This is a genomic window from Methylobacterium sp. Leaf361 (assembly GCF_001424445.1).
In the GTDB taxonomy this organism is placed as follows: domain Bacteria; phylum Pseudomonadota; class Alphaproteobacteria; order Rhizobiales; family Beijerinckiaceae; genus Methylobacterium.
Window position 1 is genome coordinate 67045 of sequence record NZ_LMPY01000020.1, and the last position, 20263, is coordinate 87307.

General features: G+C 72.2%; 19 protein-coding genes. 17 read left to right on the forward strand and 2 right to left on the reverse strand.

Going from position 1 to position 20263, the window contains the following annotated elements; translation table 11 throughout:
• Window positions 1-22: 22 nt before the first annotated feature.
• The 16 genes from ASG32_RS15200 to ASG32_RS15275 all read left to right on the forward strand — a co-directional run bounded on the left by ASG32_RS15200 (window position 23) and on the right by ASG32_RS15275 (window position 16314).
• The gene (locus ASG32_RS15200) at window positions 23-556 is read left to right on the forward strand and encodes a hypothetical protein (protein WP_056527602.1); all 534 of its coding nucleotides are present in this window, start codon (window positions 23-25) and stop codon (window positions 554-556) included.
• A gap of 54 nt (window positions 557-610) precedes the next feature.
• Window positions 611-955: a hypothetical protein gene (locus ASG32_RS15205; RefSeq protein WP_056527605.1), complete on the forward strand. Its 345-nt coding sequence runs from the start codon at window positions 611-613 to the stop codon at window positions 953-955.
• Window position 956: 1 nt separating this feature from the next.
• On the forward strand, window positions 957-1175 hold the full coding sequence (locus tag ASG32_RS15210) for a hypothetical protein (RefSeq protein WP_056527606.1): 219 nt from the start codon (window positions 957-959) through the stop codon (window positions 1173-1175).
• Between the two features lie 197 nt (window positions 1176-1372).
• On the forward strand, window positions 1373-1744 hold the full coding sequence (locus ASG32_RS15215; RefSeq protein WP_020090901.1) for a PepSY domain-containing protein: 372 nt from the start codon (window positions 1373-1375) through the stop codon (window positions 1742-1744).
• Window positions 1745-1779: 35 nt separating this feature from the next.
• Window positions 1780-2457, forward strand: a complete 678-nt coding sequence (locus ASG32_RS15220) for a response regulator transcription factor (RefSeq protein WP_012321897.1) — start codon at window positions 1780-1782, stop codon at window positions 2455-2457.
• Window positions 2454-3614 (forward strand): PrpF domain-containing protein, encoded by a 1161-nt coding sequence (locus tag ASG32_RS15225; protein WP_082557901.1) that lies wholly within the window; start codon window positions 2454-2456, stop codon window positions 3612-3614. Before ASG32_RS15220 ends, ASG32_RS15225 begins: the two co-directional genes overlap by 4 nt.
• A 15-nt stretch (window positions 3615-3629) precedes the next feature.
• On the forward strand, window positions 3630-5048 hold the full coding sequence (locus tag ASG32_RS15230) for a sensor histidine kinase (protein ID WP_056527609.1): 1419 nt from the start codon (window positions 3630-3632) through the stop codon (window positions 5046-5048).
• A gap of 219 nt (window positions 5049-5267) precedes the next feature.
• Entirely contained in the window at window positions 5268-6755 is a 1488-nt protein-coding gene (gene ccmI, locus ASG32_RS15235) for a c-type cytochrome biogenesis protein CcmI (protein ID WP_056527613.1), read from the forward strand.
• Window positions 6756-6969: 214 nt separating this feature from the next.
• Entirely contained in the window at window positions 6970-7482 is a 513-nt protein-coding gene (gene ccmE, locus ASG32_RS15240; protein WP_020090897.1) for a cytochrome c maturation protein CcmE, read from the forward strand.
• A gap of 10 nt (window positions 7483-7492) precedes the next feature.
• Window positions 7493-9493, forward strand: a complete 2001-nt coding sequence (locus ASG32_RS15245) for a heme lyase CcmF/NrfE family subunit (RefSeq protein ID WP_020090896.1) — start codon at window positions 7493-7495, stop codon at window positions 9491-9493.
• Entirely contained in the window at window positions 9493-9957 is a 465-nt protein-coding gene (locus tag ASG32_RS15250) for a cytochrome c-type biogenesis protein (protein WP_020090895.1), read from the forward strand. The genes ASG32_RS15245 and ASG32_RS15250 overlap by 1 nt, the downstream gene beginning before the upstream one ends.
• 96 nt (window positions 9958-10053) lie before the next feature.
• Window positions 10054-10710, forward strand: coding sequence for a glutathione S-transferase family protein (locus ASG32_RS15255; protein ID WP_020090894.1), 657 nt, complete (start codon window positions 10054-10056; stop codon window positions 10708-10710).
• A 399-nt stretch (window positions 10711-11109) separates the two neighbouring features.
• Window positions 11110-11583: a formate dehydrogenase subunit gamma gene (locus tag ASG32_RS15260; RefSeq protein WP_010684574.1), complete on the forward strand. Its 474-nt coding sequence runs from the start codon at window positions 11110-11112 to the stop codon at window positions 11581-11583.
• Entirely contained in the window at window positions 11580-13139 is a 1560-nt protein-coding gene (locus ASG32_RS15265) for a formate dehydrogenase beta subunit (protein WP_056527615.1), read from the forward strand. The genes ASG32_RS15260 and ASG32_RS15265 overlap by 4 nt, the downstream gene beginning before the upstream one ends.
• Window positions 13140-13149: 10 nt before the next feature.
• Window positions 13150-16011 carry a formate dehydrogenase subunit alpha gene (gene fdhF, locus ASG32_RS15270; protein ID WP_056527619.1) on the forward strand — a complete coding sequence of 954 codons (2862 nt, stop codon included), beginning with the start codon at window positions 13150-13152 and terminating at the stop codon, window positions 16009-16011.
• Window positions 16012-16020: 9 nt separating this feature from the next.
• On the forward strand, window positions 16021-16314 hold the full coding sequence (locus ASG32_RS15275) for a formate dehydrogenase subunit delta (RefSeq protein ID WP_056527622.1): 294 nt from the start codon (window positions 16021-16023) through the stop codon (window positions 16312-16314).
• A 361-nt stretch (window positions 16315-16675) separates the two neighbouring features.
• Here ASG32_RS15275 and ASG32_RS15280 read toward each other — a convergent pair whose 3' ends face one another.
• Both ASG32_RS15280 and ASG32_RS15285 read right to left on the reverse strand, forming a co-directional pair.
• A complete protein-coding gene (locus tag ASG32_RS15280; protein WP_042671934.1) occupies window positions 16676-17338 on the reverse strand; it encodes a 3-oxoacid CoA-transferase subunit B in 663 nt (220 codons plus the stop codon).
• 24 nt (window positions 17339-17362) lie between these two features.
• Window positions 17363-18103 (reverse strand): CoA transferase subunit A, encoded by a 741-nt coding sequence (locus tag ASG32_RS15285; protein WP_020090888.1) that lies wholly within the window; start codon window positions 18101-18103, stop codon window positions 17363-17365.
• Window positions 18104-18407: 304 nt separating this feature from the next.
• On the opposite strand from ASG32_RS15285, the gene ASG32_RS15290 reads away from it, so the two are divergent.
• Entirely contained in the window at window positions 18408-20243 is a 1836-nt protein-coding gene (locus tag ASG32_RS15290) for an AsmA-like C-terminal region-containing protein (RefSeq protein ID WP_244491981.1), read from the forward strand.
• Window positions 20244-20263 lie beyond the last annotated feature (20 nt).

Below are 20263 nucleotides of genomic sequence, written 5' to 3' on the forward strand. Positions count from 1 at the left end.
CGCGCTGAGAAGGAGTTCCACGATGATGCACCCGATCCGGGCGGCCCTCGCCCTGGCCGTCACGGGCCTGCCGCTCGCCGCCCTCGCCGGGCCGGCCGGCGGTGCCGCGCCCGCCGTTACTCCCGTCGCCGGCCTGCTGCCGTGGGGCGACTGGCTCTCCGGCCTGCTCCAGCCGGTGACGGCCGCGCTCGTGCCGCTCGCCGCCGCCGCCGTCACCGCCGGCATCGCCCGGGTCGCGCCCTGGGCCGCCTCGGTGCTCACCCGCGACCGGATCGAGGCCGCGATCCGCGCCGGGGCCGAGTTCGGCCAGAACGCCGTGGCCGGGGCCGCCCGGGGCCGGACCGTCAGCGCCGATCTCGGCGCCGCGGTGGTTGCCGCCGGCGCCCGGCACGTGCTCGCCACCGCCCCCGCGCACGTCGTGCGGAAGGCGGGCGGCCCCGAGGGCGTGGCCGCGCGGATCTTCCGGGCGCTGCCCCTCGATCCGCAGGCGAGCGCCGCCAGCGTCCTCGCCCCGGCGCTCGCGCAGCTGCGCGGGGCGGACAAGCACCCGGCCTGAGGCCGGGCCTCGCCGCCTCGGCGGCGCGGGGGCCGTGTAACAGGGATCGTCACCATGAAGCCCCTCCGCACCGAGGCACGGCAATCCGCGCCCTCCCAGGACGCCGAGGGCGCGGGGGTCGCCCTCGGCGGGCGGCTCCGGACGATCCGCTTCCCGCCCGTCTGGCACGCGTGGTTCGCCCGGCAGTCCGAGCCGCGCCTCGCCGCCCTCGACGAGCTGGTCGACGCGCATCTCGAGCGCCGCGCGCTGCGCCGCTACCTGCGCCGGCTCAAGCACGCGACGGTGCTCGCCTTCGTCGCCGCGGCGGCGGCCGCGCACTGGTTCTCCGACCAAGTCGCGTGGCTCGCCGCGCATATCCCGGCCCTGCGGGCCCTCTGGAAGCTGCTGACGGGAGGGTGAGATGCGCCTGCTCTGGGACAGGGTTCTCGACCGGGCGTGGCTCGGCCTGGCGGCCGCCGCGGCGGTGACGGTCGCCGTCCACGAGGGTGCGGCGGTCGGCCGGCTTGCCTGGACGCTGGGGTCCGGCGGCGCCGCGCAGGCCGCGCCCGCGGGAGCCGGCCGGGCCGGGCCGCCGGCCCGCGCCGCGGCCTGCGGTCCCGCCCCGGCGCCGTCACCGTGAGACCGGCCGCGGCGCCTGTGGGAAGCGGCGCGCGGCGTGGAACCGGGCGCCGCCTCGGCCGTCATGTCCGCACGATGCCGCCCGCCACCGAATCGACCGCGAAGGGACTGTCCGGACCGCCGCCGACGACCGCCGGGGGCGACGCACGGCCACGTATTCAGGACGCATTCAGTGCCCTGGGCTCACATCGTCTGCCAATGCGCTACGCCATCGCCCTCGTCGCCATCAGCCTGACCGCCGCGGCCCTCGCCGCGGGCGGCCTCGGCTCCATGGCCGACGACGGGCCGGCCCCTCAGACGGGCGCGGTGTCGAGCCAGCCGCCGCTGCGGATCGAGAGCTGCCTGTCCCCCGCGGACCTGCGCGAGGAGGTCGGCGAGCGCCGGGTGATCCCGCCGGTCGCGGCGATCCGCGCGGCCCGGACGGTGATCCCCCGCGCCGAGATCCAGCGGGCGAGCCTCTGCCGTCACGCGGACGGCCTCGTCTACATGCTCACCGCCTTGCGCCGCGACGGGCATTTCGTGCACGTGATCGTCGACGCGCGCACCGGCACCGTGGCGGGACAGTATTGAGCGGGCGCGGGGACCGTTTCGGAGGGGAGTGAGCCGTGCGTCTGCTGGTCGTGGAGGATGACAAGGACATCAACCGGCAGGTCGTGGCCGCGCTGGAGGAGGCCGGCTACGTCGCCGACAAGGCCTATGACGGCGAGGAGGGCGGCTATCTCGGCGAGAGCGAGCCCTACGACGCCATCATCCTCGACATGGGCCTGCCCAAGGCCGACGGCGTCACGGTGCTGCAGAAGTGGCGCCGGGCGGGCGTGAAGACCCCGGTGATCATCCTCACGGCCCGGGACCGCTGGTCCGACAAGGTCGACGGCTTCGACGCCGGCGCCGACGACTACGTCACCAAGCCCTTCCACATGGAGGAGCTGATGGCCCGGGTGCGCGCCCTGCTGCGCCGCGCCGCCGGCCACGCCACCAGCCAGATCGCCTGCGGGCCGGTGACCCTCGACACCCGCTCCGGCAAGGTGTTCGTCGACGGCGCCCAGGTGAAGCTGACGAGCCACGAGTACCGGCTGCTCTCCTACCTGATGCACCATACCGGCCGGGTGGTCTCCCGCGCCGAACTGACCGAGCACCTCTACGACCAGGATTTCGACCGCGACTCGAACACGATCGAGGTGTTCGTGGGCCGCCTGCGCAAGAAGCTCGCGGTGGACCTGATCCAGACCGTCCGCGGCCTCGGCTACCTCGTGGATCCCAACCAGCCGCCGGCCCGGATGTGAGCGCGGCCGCGCGTTCCGGCACGCTGCCGGCCGTCTTCATGCGCGGCGGCACCAGCAAGGCGCTGATGCTGCACCGCCGGGACGTGCCGGGGGATCTCGCCGCCTGGGAGCCGGCCTTCCTCTCCGCCATGGACAGCCCCGACCCGTTCGGGCGGCAGCTCAACGGCATGGGCGGGGGCGTCTCGTCGGTCTCGAAGATCTGCGTGGTGGAGCGCTCCGCGCGGCCGGACGCCGACATCGACTACACCTTCGTGCAGGTCGTGGTCCGGGACGGCCGCATCGACCTCTCGGGCAATTGCGGCAACATGCTCGCCGCCGTGGGGCCGTTCGCGGTCGACGAGGGGCTCGTCGACGTCCCGGACGGCCCGGTGCGGTTGCGGATCTTCAATACCAACACGCGCAAGCTGATCGTGGCGGGCTTCGCCGCCGCGGGCGGCCGCAGCGTCTACCGCGGCGACCTCGCGATCCCCGGCGTCACCGGCACGGGCGCGCCGATCCAGCTCGACTTCCTCGATCCCGGCGGCGCCACGACCGGCCGGCTTCTCCCGACCGGCGCCGTCCGTCAGTGGCTCGACGTGCCGGGCCTCGGCGCGATCGAGGCCTCGCTGATCGACGCCGCCAATGCCTGCGTGTTCGTCCGCGCCGCCGATCTCGGCCTCGCCGGCACCGAGCTGCCCGCCGCCCTGGAGGCCGTGCCGGGCCTCCTCGACCGGCTGGCGCGGATCCGCCGGGCCGGCTCCGTGGCGATGGGCATCGCGCCCGATCTCGAGGCGGCGGCGCGCGTCGTCCACGTGCCCTTCGTCGGCCTCGTGGCGCCGCCGCAGGATTCCGGCAGCCTCTCCGGCGCCACGATCCGCGCCGCCGAGACCGACCTGGGCGCCCGGGTCATCTCCAACGGCGTGCCGCACCAGGCGCTGCCGCTCACCGCCACCCTGTGCCTCGCGGTCGCCGCCCGGCTCGAAGGCAGCCTCGTCCACGAGGCCGCGCGCCCCACCGAAGCGGTCCTGCGGGTCGGCATGCCGTCGGGCATCCTCACCGCTGACGCCGCCGTGACCCGCGGGGCCGACGGCTGGCGGGCCGAGCGCGGCGCCTTCTTCCGCACGGCGCGCCCGCTGATGCGCGGCGCGGTGTTCTACGATGCGCCGCCGCACGTCTGAGCGACCGACGCATCCATGATCGACCTCATCGGCCTCTTCTCCCTGCGCCGCCGCTCCATCGCGGTGCGACTCGCCGTGTCGGCGTTCCTGTCGAGCTCCGCGATCCTGCTGATCGCGGCCTGGATCCTCACGACCCTCTACCGCGAGAACACCGAGCGCTCCTTCGACAGCCGCCTCCTCGTCTTCGCCAACAATCTCGCCACCGATCTCGTCTCGCCGAACGATCCGGAGAGCCGGACCTTCTCGCTCGGCGACCCGCGCTTCGACTTGCCCCTGTCGGGCTGGTACTGGCAGGTCGGCAAGCCCGACGCGAAGCCGCGCGACGTGCGCACCTCCCGCTCGCTCGTCGGCGTGCCGCTCCCGCCCGCGACGGATTCGGACGGCAAGGTCGGCGTCGGGCAGATCCGCCAGGGCTACGGCAAGGGGCAGGACGGACGCCTCCTGCGCATCATGGAGCGCGACGTCGATCTCGGCGAGGAGGGCCGCTACACGGTCCGGGTCGCGGGCCCCGCCGACGAGATCGTCAACGACGTCGACCGGTTCCGGAACTCGCTGACCATCACCTTCGGCCTGCTCGGCCTGTCGCTGGCGATCACCACGCTGCTGCAGATCCGCTTCGGCCTCGCGCCCCTCAAGAAGATGCGCGCCGCGCTCGGCGCCGTCCGCCGGGGCGAAGCCGACCGCATCACCGGCACCTATCCCCGCGACATCGCGCCGCTCACCGGCGAGGTGAACCTCCTGATCGAGACCAACCGCGAGATCCTGGAGCGTGCCCGCACCCAGGTGGGCAACCTCGCCCACGCCCTGAAGACGCCGCTCTCGATCATCGTCAACGAGGTCGGGGCCTCCGACGCCCCCGAGGAACTCGCGCAGAAGATCCGCGAGCAGGCCGCGGTGATGCGCGATCAGGTCAACTACCACCTCGACCGGGCCCGCGCCGCGGCGCTCGCCGGCACGCTCGGCACCTCCACGGAGGTCGAGCCGGCGCTCGCCGGCCTCGTGCGCACCTTCGGGAAGATCTACCGGGACAAGGACATCGCCTACGACGTCCACGTCCCGCCGGGCCTGCGCTTCCGCGGCGAGCGCCAGGATTTCGAGGAGATGGTCGGCAACCTCGTCGACAACGCGTCCAAGTGGGCCCACGGGCGGGTGGCGATCCGGGCCGAGGCGGTGAGCAAGGACGATTATCCCCACCTCGTCGTCGCCATCGAGGATGACGGTCCGGGCCTGCCGCCGGAGGCCCGGCAGGCCGTGCTCGGCCGGGGGCGCCGCCTCGACGAATCGAAGCCCGGCTCGGGACTCGGCCTGTCGATCGTCGCCGACCTCGCCGCCCTGTACCGGGGGCGCTTCACCCTGGAGCAGGCGGCGCTCGGCGGCCTGCGCGCGGTGCTGGAGGTGCCGGGGGACCTGCCGGTCGGCACGGCCGCCCACTGAGGCCGTCGGACGCGTCCGGGCACGTCCGGGCACGTCCGGCCGCGTCCGGGTACGGGCCGGGAGGCGGCGCGCGGCCTCATGGCTCCCGCCCGGGGCCTTGTCATCGCAACAGAGTTGCGTGACACCGAGCCGCCGCCGGGAGGCGTCGTGGCATCACGCCGCCGGCTCCACAGGGCGTGGGGAGGGGCGGGCCGGTGCGGCCCGTTGGCGATAAGGTCCATGACGGCGATCTGGTTCATCCTGGCGGCCATGACCGCGGCGGCCGTGCTCGGCCTGCTCTGGCCGATGTCGCGGCGTGCCGCCGTGCCGACCGGCGAGGCCGGCGGCAGCGGGCTCGCCACCGAGACGGCGTTCTACGAGGATCAGATCGCCGAGATCGACCGCGACCTCGAGCGCGGCCTGATCGCCCCCGACGAGGCCGAGACCGCCAAGGCCGAGGCGGCGCGCCGCCTCCTCCGGTCGAGCCGCGAGGCGCAGCGCGAGGCCGAGGATGCCGGCATCGCCGAGGCCGCGCGCCCGGCCGAGCCGCGCCTGCGCCGCCGGCGCGCCGCCTCGGCCTTCGCGCTCTCCACCATCCCGCTCGTGGCGCTGATCGCCTACGGGCTCTACGGCTCGCCCGAGGTGCCGGCGCAGACCGAGGCCGACCGGCAGGCCGCCCGCGGCGGCGCCGACGAGCTGATGAAGGCGGTCGGGCAGATCGAGGCGCGCCTCGCCCGGGACCCGAACGATGCGCGCGGCTGGGCCGTGCTCGCCCCGGTCTACATGCGCACCGGCCGATTCGACGACGCCGCCCGCGCCTACGGCCACCTCGCGCGGATCAAGGGCGAGACCGCCGACCTCCTGGCCGACCAGGGCGAGGCCCTCACGGCGGCCGGCGACGGCACCGTGTCGCCCGAGGCCAAGGCGCTGTTCGAGAAGGCGCAGGCCAAGGAGCCGAACGCGCCCAAGCCGCGCTTCTACCTCGCCCGCGCGGCCGAGCAGGCCGGCGACACCGGCGAGGCGATCCGCCAGCTCACCGAGCTCGAGGCCAGCAGCCCGCCGAACGCCCCGTGGCTCGGGATCGTCAAGCAGAGCCTCGCCCGCCTCAAGGGCGAGCCGCCCCCGCCCGCGACGCCCCAGGCCGCCCCCGAGATCCCGGCCGAGCAGCAGGCGGCGATTCGCGGCATGGTCGACGGGCTCGACACCCGCCTCAAGAGCGGCGGCGGCACCCCCGACGAGTGGCTGCGGCTCGTCCGGTCCCGGATGGTCCTCGGCGAGCGCGCGCAGGCGACCGACGCCCTGGCCCGCGCGCGCACGGCCCTCGCGGGCGACCCGCAGGGTCTCGCCCAGGTCGAGCAGGGCGCCCGCGCCGTGGGTCTCGGCGCCGAGGGCGCGGCGCCCGCGCCGGCCGAATCGGGCCGGGCGGGACCGGGCGTCCAGGCCGAGAAGGAGGCCGCGATGGCGGCCGTGCGCGCCATGCCGCAGGCGGAGCAGCAGGCGGCGATTCGCGGGATGGTCGAGGGACTCGACCGGCGCCTCGCCGCGCGGGGCGGCACGCCGGACGAGTGGATGCGGCTCGTGCGCTCCTACAGCGCGCTGGGCGAGCGCGACCAGGCGGTGAAGGCGCTCGACCGCGCCCGCATGGCGCTGGCCGCCAACAGCGAGGCGGTGGCGCGGCTCGACGGTCTCGCCCGGGAGCTGGAGCTCCCCGCCAAGCCGAACCCCTGACGCACCGAACCCCTGACGCACCAAACCCTTGGCGCGCCCGTTCCCCGGCGCCACGAAATCGCGAGCCCGCCTCCGTGGAGCGGTCCGTACGACAATCGGTCCCGACGCCCGCCCTTGACCCGCGGGCGCCTGGAGCCGACACCCTCAAGACTAGAATGAGAACGGTTCCGGTCGAGGCGGGTCGCCGCGCGCCGGACCGCGGGGTGGAAGTATCGTGACGCGTAAGAAACGCCGCCTGATCCTGATCGCCGCCTGCGGCAGCGTCCTGGCGCTCGCCGTGGGGCTGATGCTGTACGCCATGAGCGGCTCGATCGTGTTCTTCCGCTCGCCCACCGACATCGCCAAGCAGGCCATCGCCCCGGGCACGCGCCTGCGGCTCGGCGGGCTGGTGAAGGACGGCTCGCTCAGGCGCGGCCCCGACCAGACGGTCGATTTCGCCGTCACCGACACGAACGAGACCGTCGAGGTCCATTACAAGGGCCTGCTGCCGGACCTGTTCCGGGAAGGGCAGGGCGTGGTCGCCGAGGGCGTGCTGGAGCCGGGCGGGCAGTTCCGCGCCGACACGGTGCTGGCCAAGCACGACGAATCCTACATGCCCCGCGAGGTGGCCGACGCGCTGAAGGCGCAGGGGCGCTGGCAGGAGGGCGGCCCGAACAAGGGTGGCCCGGCGCCGAAGCCCGCGACCGCGGCGGCGGACAGCACCCTCGGTCCCCGCAGCGAGCGGTGAGGGAACCCGCATGATCGTCGAGACCGGCCACTTCGCCCTCGCGCTCGCGCTGGCGATCTCCCTCGTCCAGGTGGTGATGCCGATCTGGGCCGCCCGCTCGGGCGATCCGGCCCTGCGCCAGACCGCCTCTCAGGCGGCGCTCGGCGCCTTCGCCTGCGTGCTCTTCGCCTTCGCGGCGCTCACCTACGCGCACGTCACCTCGGACTTCTCGGTCCAGAACGTCGTCGAGAACTCGCACACGCAGAAGCCGCTGATCTACAAGATCTCCGGCGTCTGGGGGAACCATGAGGGCTCGATGCTCCTCTGGGTCCTGATCCTCACCCTGTTCGGCGCCTGCGTGGCGGCGGCCAAGAACTCGGTGCCGCCGCGGCTGCGGGCCAACACCCTGGCCGTGCAGGGGCTGATCACCTTCGTGTTCGTGCTGTTCATCATCACGACCTCGAACCCGTTCACCCGGGTGATCCCGGCCCCGCTCGAGGGCAACGACCTCAACCCGCTGCTGCAGGATCCGGGTCTCGCGGTCCACCCGCCACTGCTCTACGTCGGCTATGTCGGCTTCTCGATCAGCTTCGCCTTCGCGGTGGCCGCGCTGATCGACGGGCGGATCGACGCCGTCTGGGCGCGGGCGGTGCGGCCCTGGACCCTCGCCGCGTGGTGCTTCCTGACGCTCGGGATCGCGATGGGCTCCTACTGGGCCTACTACGAGCTCGGCTGGGGCGGCTGGTGGTTCTGGGACCCGGTGGAGAACGCCTCCCTGATGCCGTGGATCGCCGGCACGGCGCTGCTGCACTCCACCGTGGTGATGGAGAAGCGCGACGCCCTGAAGGTCTGGACGGTGCTGCTCGCCATCCTGACCTTCTCGCTCTCGCTGATCGGCACCTTCCTGGTCCGCTCGGGCGTGATCACCTCGGTGCATTCCTTCGCCACCGACCCAACCCGCGGCGTCTTCATCCTGGCGATCCTGATCCTGTTCATCGGCGGCTCGCTGACGCTGTTCGCGTGGCGGGCGCCGCTGCTGCGGCAGGGGGGACTGTTCGCGCCGATCTCCCGCGAGGGCTCGCTCGTCCTCAACAACCTGTTCCTGGTGGCGGCCTGCGCCACCGTGCTGGTCGGCACGCTCTACCCGCTGGTGCTCGAGATGCTGACGGGCGAGAAGATCACGGTCGGGCCGCCCTTCTTCAATTCCACCTTCGTGCCGCTGGCGATCCCGCTGCTGCTGATCGTGCCCATGGGCCAGGCGCTGGCCTGGAAGCGCGGCGACGTGCTCGCCGCCGCCCAGCGCCTGTTCGCCGCGCTGGCGGTCGCCCTGGTGGTCGGCTTCGCGGTGCTGGCGCTGACTTGGGGCGGGCCGGTGCTGGCGCCGGTCGGGATCGGCCTCGGCGCCTACCTGCTGATCGGGTCCGCCCTGGAGATCGTCACCCGCGCCCGCGGCTACGGGGCGAGCCGCGCCCGGTCCCTCGGACAGATCGGCCGCCGCGCCGTCGGCCTGCCGCGCTCGGCCTGGGGCACCGCCATCGCCCATGCCGGGGTCGGCGTGGTGGTGCTGGGCATCGCCGCGCAGGGCTGGGCCACCGAGGGGCTGGCGACCCTCAAGCCCGGCGAGAGCCTGGCGACGGGGCCCTACGTGGCGACCCTGGACCGGGTCGCACCGCGCAAGGGACCGAACTACGAGGAGGCCGCCGCCTACCTGACGATCCGCACCCGCGGGGGCGACGAGGTCGGGAAGGTCGAGACCGGCAAGCGCTTCTACCCGAGCCGCAAGATGGCCGTGACGGAATCGGGGCTGCTGACCAACGGTGTCAGCCAGGTCTACGCGAGCCTCGGGGAGATCGGGCAGGACGGCGGCGTCGGCCTGCGCCTCTACTACAAGCCGCTGGTCCTGCTGATCTGGCTCGGGGCGGTGGTGATGGCGCTGGGCGGCGGCCTGTCGCTCACGGACCGGCGAATGCGCGTGGGCGTCCCCGCAAAGGCGAAGGCGCGGCCGCTCCCGGTCGCGGTGCCGGCCGAGTGATGGCGCGCCGTTCGCTCCGCCCGGCGCTGGCCGCGCTCGCCCTGCTGGCGTCACTGCCGGCCCTGGCGGTGCAGCCCGACGAGGTGCTGAAGGATCCCGCGCTGGAGCACCGCGCCCGGGAGATCTCGGCCGAACTGCGCTGCCTCGTCTGCCAGAACCAGTCGATCGACGATTCCGACGCGCCGCTCGCCAAGGACCTGCGCCTGATCGTCCGCGAGCGGCTGGAGAAGGGCGACAGCGACACGGCGGTGCTCGACTACGTCGTGGCCCGCTACGGCGAGTTCGTGCTGCTGCGCCCGGTCTTCGCGCTGCACACCCTGCTGCTGTGGCTGACCCCGGTGCTCGCGGTGCTGCTCGGCGGGCTCGGAATCTGGCGCCTCGCCCGCCGCCGCCCGCCCGCGCCGGCCCGGAACCTGTCGGCCGCCGAGCAGGCGGAGGTCGCGGCGCTGCTGCGACGGGAGTAGAATCGCCGCCGGAAGCGATTCGCCCGCCCCGTTCGGCACGAGTCTTGGATCGGGCCTCGCAGACCGCACGATCGGCGACGCGCCCGGGGCAGGACGATGACGGCCGCTACGCTCACCATCTCGAGCCGCAACTACTCCTCGTGGTCCCTGCGGGGCTGGCTGATCTGCCGGATGGCCGGGCTCGACTTCCGGACGGAGGTCCTGTCCGGCACCGACGCCACCACCCGGGCGGAGCTGCTGCACCTGTCGCCCTCGTTCCTGGTGCCCCGCCTGCGCCACGGCGACGTGGTCGTCTGGGACACGCTGGCGATCGCCGAGTATCTCGCCGAGACTTTCCCGGAGGCCGGCTTCCTGCCCGGCAACGTGGCGGAGCGCGCCCATTGCCGGTCGATCTCGGGGGAGATGCATTCTGGCTTCGTCAATCTGCGCTCGGCGCTGCCGATGAACCTGCGCGCCTTCCACCCCGATTTCCGCGTGTTCAACGGTGCCAAGGCCGATATCGAGCGCATCGTCACGATTTTCGACGATTGCCTGGACCGCTACGAGGGGCCGTACCTGTTCGGCGCGCGGCCGTGCCTCGCCGACGCGATGTTCGCCCCGGTCTGCACCCGCTTCCGCACCTACGACGTCGCGCTGCCGCCCCGCGCCGCCGCCTACCGCGACACGATCCTGCACTGGCCGCTGATGGTCGAGTGGGCGGAGGCCGCCGCCGATGAGCCGGACGAGATCGAGGAACTCGAGATGGAGTTCTGACGCGGCCGAGGCTGCCGTCTTGGAGCCCGCCACCGTCCTTGCGAGCGGAGCGAAGCAATCCAGTCGCGCCACGCTTGCCGAGGTCGCGCTGCCCTGGATTGCTTCGCTCCGCTCGCAAGGACGGAGTGCTCTAACTGGACGTTCCGGACCCGACCTGGTGGAATGCAGTTTCTTGCAGGGCACAAATTTATGTTGCGACGCAAGCGACAAATCCTGACTGCCGGTCGGATCTGAAAAATCGCGCTGCGGCAACAGGTTAACGAACTGGCTCCGCTCCTCAGGCCTGCGCGTTACAGCTCGACAAACGTCCTTTGTCGCCCGACCGGACAGCGCGATTGATGCCATTCGGCATTTCTGTTCCTCTTCGCATTAGAACAGGAACAGACTGGGCTGGAAACCATGGCGCGTCACGAGCCCTGGAGCGCGGAGCGCGCATCCGGGATCATCGCCGAGCACACCCATCTCGAGGGGGCCACGCTGCCGATCCTGCACGCGCTGCAGGAAACCTTCGGCTACGTGGATTCCGGTGCCGTGCCGCTGATCGCGGACGCGCTGAACCTGTCGCGCGCCGAAGTCCACGGCTGCATCACCTTCTACCACGACTTCCGGGCGCACCCCGCCGGCCGCCACGAGGTGAAGCTGTGCCGGGCCGAGGCCTGCCAGGCCATGGGCTCGGACAAGCTGCACCGCGAGATCCTGGGCCGCCTCGGCTGCGGCTGGCACGAGACCACCGCCGACGGCAGCGCCACGGTCGAGCCGGTCTACTGCCTCGGCCTCTGCGCCAACGGCCCCGCCGCGCTGGTGGACGGTGAGCCCGTCGCGCACCTGACCGCCGACGCCCTCGAAGCTGCCCTGACGGAGGTGCGCCAGTGAGCGTCACGCTCTACGTTCCGCGCGACGCCGTCGCCCTCGGGCTCGGCGCCAACAAGGTTGCCCGCGCCCTCTTCGCCGGCGCCGAGCGCCGCGGCCTGGACGTCACCATCGTCCGCACCGGCTCCCGCGGCCTGTTCTGGCTGGAGCCGATGGTCGAGGTCGGCACCCCCGAGGGGCGCGTCGCCTACGGGCCGGTGACGGTCAAGGACGTCGATGCCCTGCTGGATGCCGGCCTGACCACGGGCGGCGACCACGCCCTGCGCCTCGGCGATCCGGAGAAGATCCCCTACCTCGCCCGGCAGCAGCGCCTGACCTTCCACCGCTGCGGCGTGGTCGACCCGGTCTCCGTGGACGATTACCGGGCCCATGGCGGCTACCGCGGCCTCGAGGCCGCCCTTAAGCTCGATGCCGAAGGCATCGTGGCGGCGGTGCGCGATTCCGGCCTGCGCGGCCGGGGCGGTGCCGGCTTCCCGGCCGGCATCAAGTGGAACACCGTGATGCTCGCCAAGGCGGACCAGAAATACGTGGTCTGCAACGCCGACGAGGGCGATTCCGGCACCTTCGCCGACCGGATGATGATGGAGGGCGACCCCTTCAACCTCATCGAGGGCATGACCATCGCGGGCGTCGCGACCGGCGCCACCCGCGGTTACATCTACCTCCGCTCCGAGTACCCGCAGGCCTTCGCCACCCTGAAGGAGGCGATCGCCAACGGCGTGACGGCCGGCGTGCTCGGCGACAACATCCTGGGCTCGGGCAAGACCTTCCACCTGGAAGTGCGCCTCGGCGCCGGAGCCTATATCTGCGGCGAGGAGACCTCGCTGCTGGAGAGCCTGGAGGGCAAGCGCGGCATCGTGCGGGCGAAGCCGCCGATCCCCGCGCTCAAGGGCTTCCTGGGCAAGCCGACGCTGGTCAACAACGTCATGACCTTCACGGCCGTGCCGTGGATCCTGGAGAACGGGGCCAAGGCCTACGCCGATTACGGCATGGGACGGTCGCTCGGCACCCTGCCGATCCAGCTCGCCGGCAACGTCAAGCATGGCGGCCTGATCGAGATGGCCTTCGGCATCACCCTCCGGCAGGTGATCGAGGATTTCGGCGGCGGCACCCGTTCGGGCCGGCCGGTCCGTGCCGTGCAGGTCGGCGGGCCGCTCGGGGCCTACTTCCCCGACCATCTCCTCGACACGCCCCTCGACTACGAGGCGATGGCGGCCAAGAAGGGCCTCGTCGGCCACGGCGGCATCGTGGTGTTCGACGACACCGTCGACATGGCCTCCCAGGCCCGCTTCGCCTTCGAGTTCTGCGCCACCGAGTCCTGCGGCAAGTGCACCCCGTGCCGCATCGGCGCGACCCGCGGCGTCGAGACCATGGACAAGGTGATCGCCGGCATCCGGCCGGACGCGAATCTCAAGCTGGTCGAGGATCTCTGCGAGGTCATGACCGACGGGTCGCTCTGCGCCATGGGCGGGCTGACGCCCATGCCGGTGATGAGCGCGATCACCCATTTCCCCGAGGATTTCAGGCGCGCCGGCGATCTGCCGGCCGCGGCCGAGTGAGGAGACGTCGATGGGCCTGATCAAGGAGATCGACTACGGCACGCCGATCCGCGTCAGCGAGCAGACGGTGACGCTGACGATCGACGGCATGTCGGTGACGGTGCCGGCCGGCACCTCGGTGATGGCGGCGGCGATGCAGGCCGGGACACAGATCCCGAAGCTCTGCGCCACCGACTCGCTGGAGCCGTTCGGCTCCTGCCGCCTCTGTCTCGTGGAGATCGAGGGCCGGCGCGGCACCCCGGCCTCCTGCACGACCCCGGCCGAGAACGGCATGGTGGTGCACACGCAGAACGAGAAGCTCGCCAAGCTCCGCAAGGGCGTGATGGAGCTCTACATCTCCGACCATCCCCTCGACTGCCTGACCTGCGCGGCGAACGGCGACTGCGAGCTGCAGACCCAGGCGGGCGTCGTCGGCCTGCGCGACGTGCGCTACGGCTACGAGGGCGACAACCACGTCCGGCCGAGCTCGGAGAAGTACCTGCCGAAAGACGAGTCGAACCCGTACTTCACCTACGACCCGTCGAAGTGCATCGTCTGCAACCGCTGCGTCCGCGCCTGCGAGGAGGTGCAGGGCACCTTCGCGCTGACCATCGCGGGCCGCGGCTTCGACAGCCGCGTGGCCGCTGGCCCAACCAACTTCTTCGAGTCCGAGTGCGTCTCCTGCGGCGCTTGCGTCCAGGCGTGTCCGACGGCCACGTTGCAGGAAAAATCGATCCACGCGTACGGCCAGCCCGAGCACGCGGAGGTGACGACCTGCGCGTATTGCGGTGTCGGCTGCTCGTTCAAGGCCGAGATGCAGGGCGAGCGCGTCGTCCGCATGGTCCCCTACAAGGGCGGCAAGGCCAACGAGGGCCATAGCTGCGTGAAGGGCCGCTTCGCCTACGGCTACGCCACCCACAAGGACCGCATCACCAAGCCGATGATCCGCGAGAAGATCACGGATCCGTGGCGCGAAGTGTCCTGGGAGGAGGCGATCGACCGCGCGGCCTCCGAGTTCAAGCGGATCCAGGCCAAGTACGGCAAGGATTCGGTCGGCGGCATCACCTCGTCGCGCTGCACCAACGAGGAGGCCTACCTCGTCCAGAAGCTCGTGCGCGCCGCCTTCGGCAACAACAACGTCGACACCTGCGCCCGCGTCTGCCACTCGCCGACCGGCTACGGCCTGATGTCGACGCTCGGCACCTCGGCCGGCACCCAGGACTTCAAGTCGGTCGAGAAGTCCGACGTGATCCTGGTGATCGGCGCGAACCCGACGGACGGCCACCCGGTCTTCGGCTCGCGCATGAAGAAGCGGCTGCGCGAGGGCGCCAAGCTGATCGTCGCCGATCCGCGCAAGATCGACCTCGTGAAGTCGCCCCACATCAAGGCCGACTATCATCTGCCGCTGAAGCCCGGCTCCAACGTCGCCTTCATCAACTCGCTGGCGCACGTGATCGTCACCGAGGGGCTGATCGACGAGGCCTATGTCCGCGAGCGCTGCGACCTCGCCGAGTTCGAGTCCTGGGCCCGGTTCATCGCCGACGAGCGCCACTCCCCGGAGAACCAGCAGTCCTTCACCGGCCTCGACCCCGAGCAGGTCCGCGGGGCGGCCCGGCTCTACGCCAAGGGTGGCGCGGCCGGCATATACTACGGGCTGGGCGTCACCGAGCACAGCCAGGGCTCGACCATGGTCATGGGCATGGCCAACATCGCCATGGCCACCGGCAACATCGGCAAGCTCGGCGCCGGTGTGAACCCGCTGCGCGGCCAGAACAACGTGCAGGGCTCCTGCGACATGGGCTCGTTCCCGCACGAGCTCACGGGCTACCGCCACGTCTCGGACGACGCGACCCGCGAGAGCTTCGAGGCCCTCTGGGGCGCCAAGCTCGACAACGCGCCGGGCCTGCGCATCACCAACATGCTGGACGAGGCCGTCGAGGGCACGTTCAAGGGCATGTACATCCAGGGCGAGGACATCGCCCAGTCGGATCCCGACACGCACCACGTGACCTCGGGCCTGATGGCGATGGAGTGCATCGTCGTCCAGGACCTGTTCCTGAACGAGACCGCCAAGTACGCCCACGTCTTCCTGCCGGGCGCCTCGTTCCTCGAGAAGGACGGGACCTTCACCAACGCCGAGCGCCGCATCTCGCGGGTCCGCAAGGTCATGGCCCCGATGGGCGGCTACGGCGACTGGGAGGGCACGGTGCTGCTCTCCAACGCGCTGGGCTACCCCATGAACTACAATCACCCGTCCGAGATCATGGACGAGATCGCCTCGCTCACCCCGAGCTTCACCGGCGTGTCCTACGCCAAGCTCGACGAGCTCGGCTCGGTGCAGTGGCCCTGCAACGAGAAGGCGCCGCTCGGCACGCCGATGATGCACGTGGACCGGTTCGTCCGCGGCAAGGGCCGGTTCATGATCACCGAGTTCGTGGCCACCGAGGAGCGGACGGGGGCGAAGTTCCCGCTGATCCTCACCACGGGCCGGATCCTGTCCCAGTACAATGTCGGCGCGCAGACCCGGCGCACCGAGAACTCGCGCTGGCACGAGGAGGACGTGCTGGAGATCCACCCGTTCGACGCGGAGCTGCGCGGCATCGTCGACGGCGACCTCGTCGCCCTGGAGAGCCGCTCGGGCGATATCGCCCTGAAGGCCAAGGTCTCCGAGCGGATGCAGCCGGGCGTGGTCTACACGACCTTCCACCACGCCAAGACCGGCGCCAACGTCATCACCACCGACTACTCGGACTGGGCGACCAACTGCCCCGAGTACAAGGTGACGGCGGTGCAGGTCCGGCGGACCAACCGGCCCTCCGACTGGCAGGCGAAGTTCTACGAGGAGGACTTCTCCCTGACCCGGATCGCCCAGACCCTCGACGCGGCAGAGTAAGAGTTTCCGATGAGCGCCGTGACGCAGGCGGACAAGCTCGTCCGCATGGCCAACCAGATCGCGACCTTCTTCCGGTCCTACCCGGAGGAGGAGGCGGTGGCCGGGATCCAGAAGCACATCAAGGCGTTCTGGACGCCCAAGATGATCGCGCATCTCGAGGCCGCCCTGCCGGAGCAGGGCGACCGGGTCGACGGCTACGTGCGGCGGGCGCTGCGGGGCGAGGAGCCGGCGGCCGACAGCCCGGTGCGGCCCGCGACCCGGAATCCGCAACTCGCGGGCGCGGGCGCCAGCGACGCGGGCTGAGCCGCCCGAGGCCGGGCGGGACCCACAGCCCGCGCCACGCCTGGCCGGCGCGCAGTCACGCGAAGCACCCCTGTCCCGACTGGGAGCGGGGGTGCTTCGCGGTCGATGCGGTTTCCGGGTCACCGACCGGTTCCGCCGTCCTCGCGAGCGGAGCGAAGCAATCCAGCAGCGCCCCGCTCTGCACGATGGCGCGACCCTGGGTCACTTCGCTGCGCTCGCGACGACGGAGCGCGCCGTCTGAACCGAGAACCGCCTGAGCCGATGTGGAAAGGCGGTGGGCGGCGGCACTGCGGGACGGTCGGGTGCCCGGCCGTCTCCCGCCCGGCGGACCCGGCGACGCCGGCCGCCGGGCCCCGAGGCGTCAGTTCTTCAAAGCGACGGTGAAGTCGGCCTCGGTCTTGCCGCGGATCTCGTCCTCGGTGACGCCGTCGGCGAGCTCGATGAGCCTCATGCCGCCGTCGCCCTTCTTGTCGATCTCGAACACGCCGAGATCGGTGATCACCAGGTCGACCACCTGCGTGCCGGTGAGCGGCAGGTCGCAGGCCTTGAGCAGCTTCGGGCTCTCGGTGCCGTCCTTGTTCTTGGCGACGTGCTCCATCACCACGACCACGCGCTTCACGCCGGCCACGAGGTCCATGGCGCCGCCCATCCCCTTCACCATCTTGCCAGGGATCATCCAGTTGGCGAGGTCGCCGTTGCCGGCCACCTGCATGGCGCCGAGGATCGACAGGTTGATGTGCCCGCCGCGGATCATCCCGAAGGAATCCGCCGAGGAGAAGTAGCTCGTCGTCGGCAGAGCGGTGATCGTCTGCTTGCCGGCGTTGATCAGGTCCGGGTCCTCCTCACCCTCGTAGGGGAAGGGGCCCATGCCCAGCATGCCGTTCTCCGACTGGAGCTGCACCGACATGCCCTCGGGGATGTAGTTCGACACCAGCGTCGGGATGCCGATCCCGAGATTCACGTAGAAGCCGTCCTCCAGCTCTTTGGCGGCGCGCGCCGCCATCTGCTCGCGGGTCCAGGCCATCGTTCTCGCTCCCTTCCCGTCCGATCAGTGCGTGCCGCCGCCGGCCGCCGCGGCCGGGGTGCTGTCGCCGCGCTTGCGCGTGGTGCGCTGCTCGATGCGCTTGTCGCGCTGCCCGACGTCGATGATGCGCTTCACGAAGATGCCGGGCGTGTGGATCGTGTCCGGATCGATCTCGCCCGGCTTCACGAGGTGCTCGACCTGCGCCACCGTCATCTTGGCGGCGGTGGCCATCATCGGGTTGAAGTTGCGCGCGGTCATCCGGTAGCGGAGGTTGCCCTCGGTGTCGCCCGTGTGGGCGTGGACCAGGGCGAGGTCGGCGAACAGGCCGCGCTCCATGACGTACTGCTCGCCGTCGAACTCGCGGACTTCCTTGCCCTCGGCGACCTTGGTGCCGACGCCGGTCTTGGTGAAGAAGGCCGGGATGCCGGCGCCGCCGGCGCGGATCCGCTCGGCCAGCGTGCCCTGCGGGTTGAACTCGATCTCCAGCTCACCGCCGAGGTACTGCCGGGCGAACTCCTTGTTCTCGCCCACGTAGGACGAGATCATCTTGGCGACCTGGCGGGTGTCCAGGAGCTTGCCGAGACCGACCCCGTCGATGCCGGCATTGTTCGACACGACGGTGAGGCCCTTGACGCCGGAGAGGCGCACCGCCTCGATCAGCTCGTCGGGGATGCCGCAGAGGCCGAAGCCGCCGCACATCACCATCATGTCGTCGCGCAGGAGGCCGGCCAGGGCCGCGGCGGCATCCGTGTAGACCTTCTTCATCGAACCGTCCTTTTCCCGCCCGACCCGACCGGCCGAAACCTCGGGACGCGCGTGTCCTCGCGCCTGCTCTCCCCGATTCCGCGCGCGAAATCCAGTGGTGCACCGCACCGGCCGGCGCGGTCCCGGGCGATCCGTAACCGGCACTGCGCTGGGGAGGGCAGGGCGGCCCTGCGCGGGCGCGGCAGACAAAGCCGGCCGGGGACGCTAAGTTGCCCACTCGACGTGCAGACCCTGCCGGGCCGTGGCAGCCCGAGGGGCCGGCGCGGCGCCCGGCTTCCGGCCACAGCCGCCGCCCTCTCGGAGCATGATGTCGCTGCGCCGCCCGATCTTCATCCTCGCTCTCGGGAGCCTGATCGCGGCCGGCCTCGGCCTGCGCGACTGGCCCCTGGAGGATGGCCGGGCCACGGCCTTCGCCCGCCGCGCCTTCGACGCCTACGGCCTCGGGCTGACGCTGCAGGGGCCCGCGCGCCTCGCGGTGCTGCCCTGGCCGCGCCTGACCCTCGACCGCGTCCGGCTCGCTGCCGGTTCCGACGGCCCGGTCCTGGCGGACGAGGGCCGTCTGACCATCGATCTCGACCCGCTGAGCCTCCTCGGCGGCCGCGCCGCGGTGAGCGGCCTCCGCCTGGAGGGCGCGCGGCTGTCGGACGACCCCGCCGGCTGGGACGCCCCCCTCGCGCGCCTCGCCGAGCAGGCCCGATCCGGCGAGACGGCCCGGCCGCGCCGGATCGTCGTGCGCGACGCGCGCCTCGCCGCCGGCGACACGGCCCGGGACATCGACCTCGACATCGCGTGGCCGCTCTGGGGCAAGGCCGCCGAGGGCCGCGCCAGCCTCATCTGGCGCGGCGTGCCGACCCGGATCGCCCTCAGCCACCTGCGTCCGGCCGAGATGGCCCAGCGCCGCGGGAGCCCGTTCACCGCGGAGATCACGTGGCCGGACGGCCGCCTCGCGGCGGACGGAACGGTGGCGCCGCCGGCGGAGGGGAGCGCGCTGCCCGTCATGTCCGGGCAGGTCCGGTTCGAGACGCGATCCCTGCCGGAGAGCTTGGCCTGGATCGGCCGCGATATGCCGCTGGCGCCGCTCGCCGGCGCCTTCTCGGTCGACGGCCGGTTCGAGACGAGCGAGCGGTCCGTCTCGTGGCCGAGCCTGCGCATCGGCCTGGGTCAGAACGTGCTCGAGGGGGCCGGCGCCGTCGCGTTCGGGCCCGGCAAGGCGCCGCGCCTCTCGGTGCAGGCGACCCTGGCGGCCGAGACACTCGATCTCACGCCTCTCGTCGCGGATCTGTCGCGGCTCCTCGACCCCGCGCCCGCGTCGATCGCCCTGGCGCCCTTCACGCGCGGCGACCTCGACCTGCGCCTGTCGGCGGCCGAGGGGCGCGCCGGCGCCGTCCGGGTGCAGGATCTGGCGGCGAGTGTCCTGGTGCGGGAGGCCGCCCTGGAGGTCGCGGTGAACCGGGCCCGGATCCAGGACGGCACGTTCAAGGGGCGCGTCAACCTGAGGAGCGGGTCCGATCCGGCCGCGACCGAACTGCGCACGCAGGGAAGCCTCGACCGCGTCGACCTCGGCGCGCTGCTCGGCGAGATCGGCGCGGCCCGCTGGGTGGTGGGGCCCGTGCAGGGGCATTTCGCCCTCGAATCCAGGGCCCGGGACACGGTCGGATTGCTGGCGCACCTGAATGGCCGGGCCACGCTCGCCATGGACGGTGGTGCCATCGCGGGCCTCGACCTCGCCGACGTCATCCACCGCAACGGCGCGGTGGCGTCCGGCGCCCTGGCGCGCCGCAACGGCCGGACGGCCTTCGAGCGGGCCGTGGTGACGCTGCGCTTCGCCGACGGCGTGGGCGAGATCGCCGAGTCGGGTCTCCTGGGGCCGAGCGTCGGGGCGACCCTGCACGGCCAAGTCTCGCTGCCGGAGCGTCGGCTCGATGCCAAGGGCGACCTCGTCCTGCGTCCGCCCGGCGATTCCTCCCGCGGGATCCTGTTCGCGGTGACGGGCCCCTGGAGCGCCCTGACGGCTCAGACGGTCGCGCACAGCGAGATCCCCGACCCGGTCGGCCGGTACGGGGGCGCGATGCTCCCCGACCCGCTCAAACTGCCCGCCACGCTCGGCCTGCCCGGCAACGCCCGCGCGTACGCGCCGTGACCGCGGCGCCATGGCGCCGG

Excerpts from the sequence above, each read along its gene's own strand:
- ASG32_RS15260 (WP_010684574.1), top strand. The coding sequence starts at position 11,110 with ATGGCGCGTCACGAGCCCTGGAGCGCGGAGCGCGCATCCGGGATCATC.
- ccmI (WP_056527613.1), top strand. The coding sequence starts at position 5,268 with ATGACGGCGATCTGGTTCATCCTGGCGGCCATGACCGCGGCGGCCGTG.
- ASG32_RS15230 (WP_056527609.1), top strand. The coding sequence starts at position 3,630 with ATGATCGACCTCATCGGCCTCTTCTCCCTGCGCCGCCGCTCCATCGCG.
- ASG32_RS15245 (WP_020090896.1), top strand. The coding sequence starts at position 7,493 with ATGATCGTCGAGACCGGCCACTTCGCCCTCGCGCTCGCGCTGGCGATC.
- ASG32_RS15280 (WP_042671934.1), bottom strand. The coding sequence starts at position 17,338 with ATGGCCTGGACCCGCGAGCAGATGGCGGCGCGCGCCGCCAAAGAGCTG.
- ASG32_RS15250 (WP_020090895.1), top strand. The coding sequence starts at position 9,493 with ATGGCGCGCCGTTCGCTCCGCCCGGCGCTGGCCGCGCTCGCCCTGCTG.
- ASG32_RS15275 (WP_056527622.1), top strand. The coding sequence starts at position 16,021 with ATGAGCGCCGTGACGCAGGCGGACAAGCTCGTCCGCATGGCCAACCAG.
- ASG32_RS15255 (WP_020090894.1), top strand. The coding sequence starts at position 10,054 with ATGACGGCCGCTACGCTCACCATCTCGAGCCGCAACTACTCCTCGTGG.
- ASG32_RS15285 (WP_020090888.1), bottom strand. The coding sequence starts at position 18,103 with ATGAAGAAGGTCTACACGGATGCCGCCGCGGCCCTGGCCGGCCTCCTG.
- ASG32_RS15215 (WP_020090901.1), top strand. The coding sequence starts at position 1,373 with ATGCGCTACGCCATCGCCCTCGTCGCCATCAGCCTGACCGCCGCGGCC.
- ASG32_RS15205 (WP_056527605.1), top strand. The coding sequence starts at position 611 with ATGAAGCCCCTCCGCACCGAGGCACGGCAATCCGCGCCCTCCCAGGAC.
- ASG32_RS15200 (WP_056527602.1), top strand. The coding sequence starts at position 23 with ATGATGCACCCGATCCGGGCGGCCCTCGCCCTGGCCGTCACGGGCCTG.
- fdhF (WP_056527619.1), top strand. The coding sequence starts at position 13,150 with ATGGGCCTGATCAAGGAGATCGACTACGGCACGCCGATCCGCGTCAGC.
- ASG32_RS15210 (WP_056527606.1), top strand. The coding sequence starts at position 957 with ATGCGCCTGCTCTGGGACAGGGTTCTCGACCGGGCGTGGCTCGGCCTG.
- ASG32_RS15290 (WP_244491981.1), top strand. The coding sequence starts at position 18,408 with ATGATGTCGCTGCGCCGCCCGATCTTCATCCTCGCTCTCGGGAGCCTG.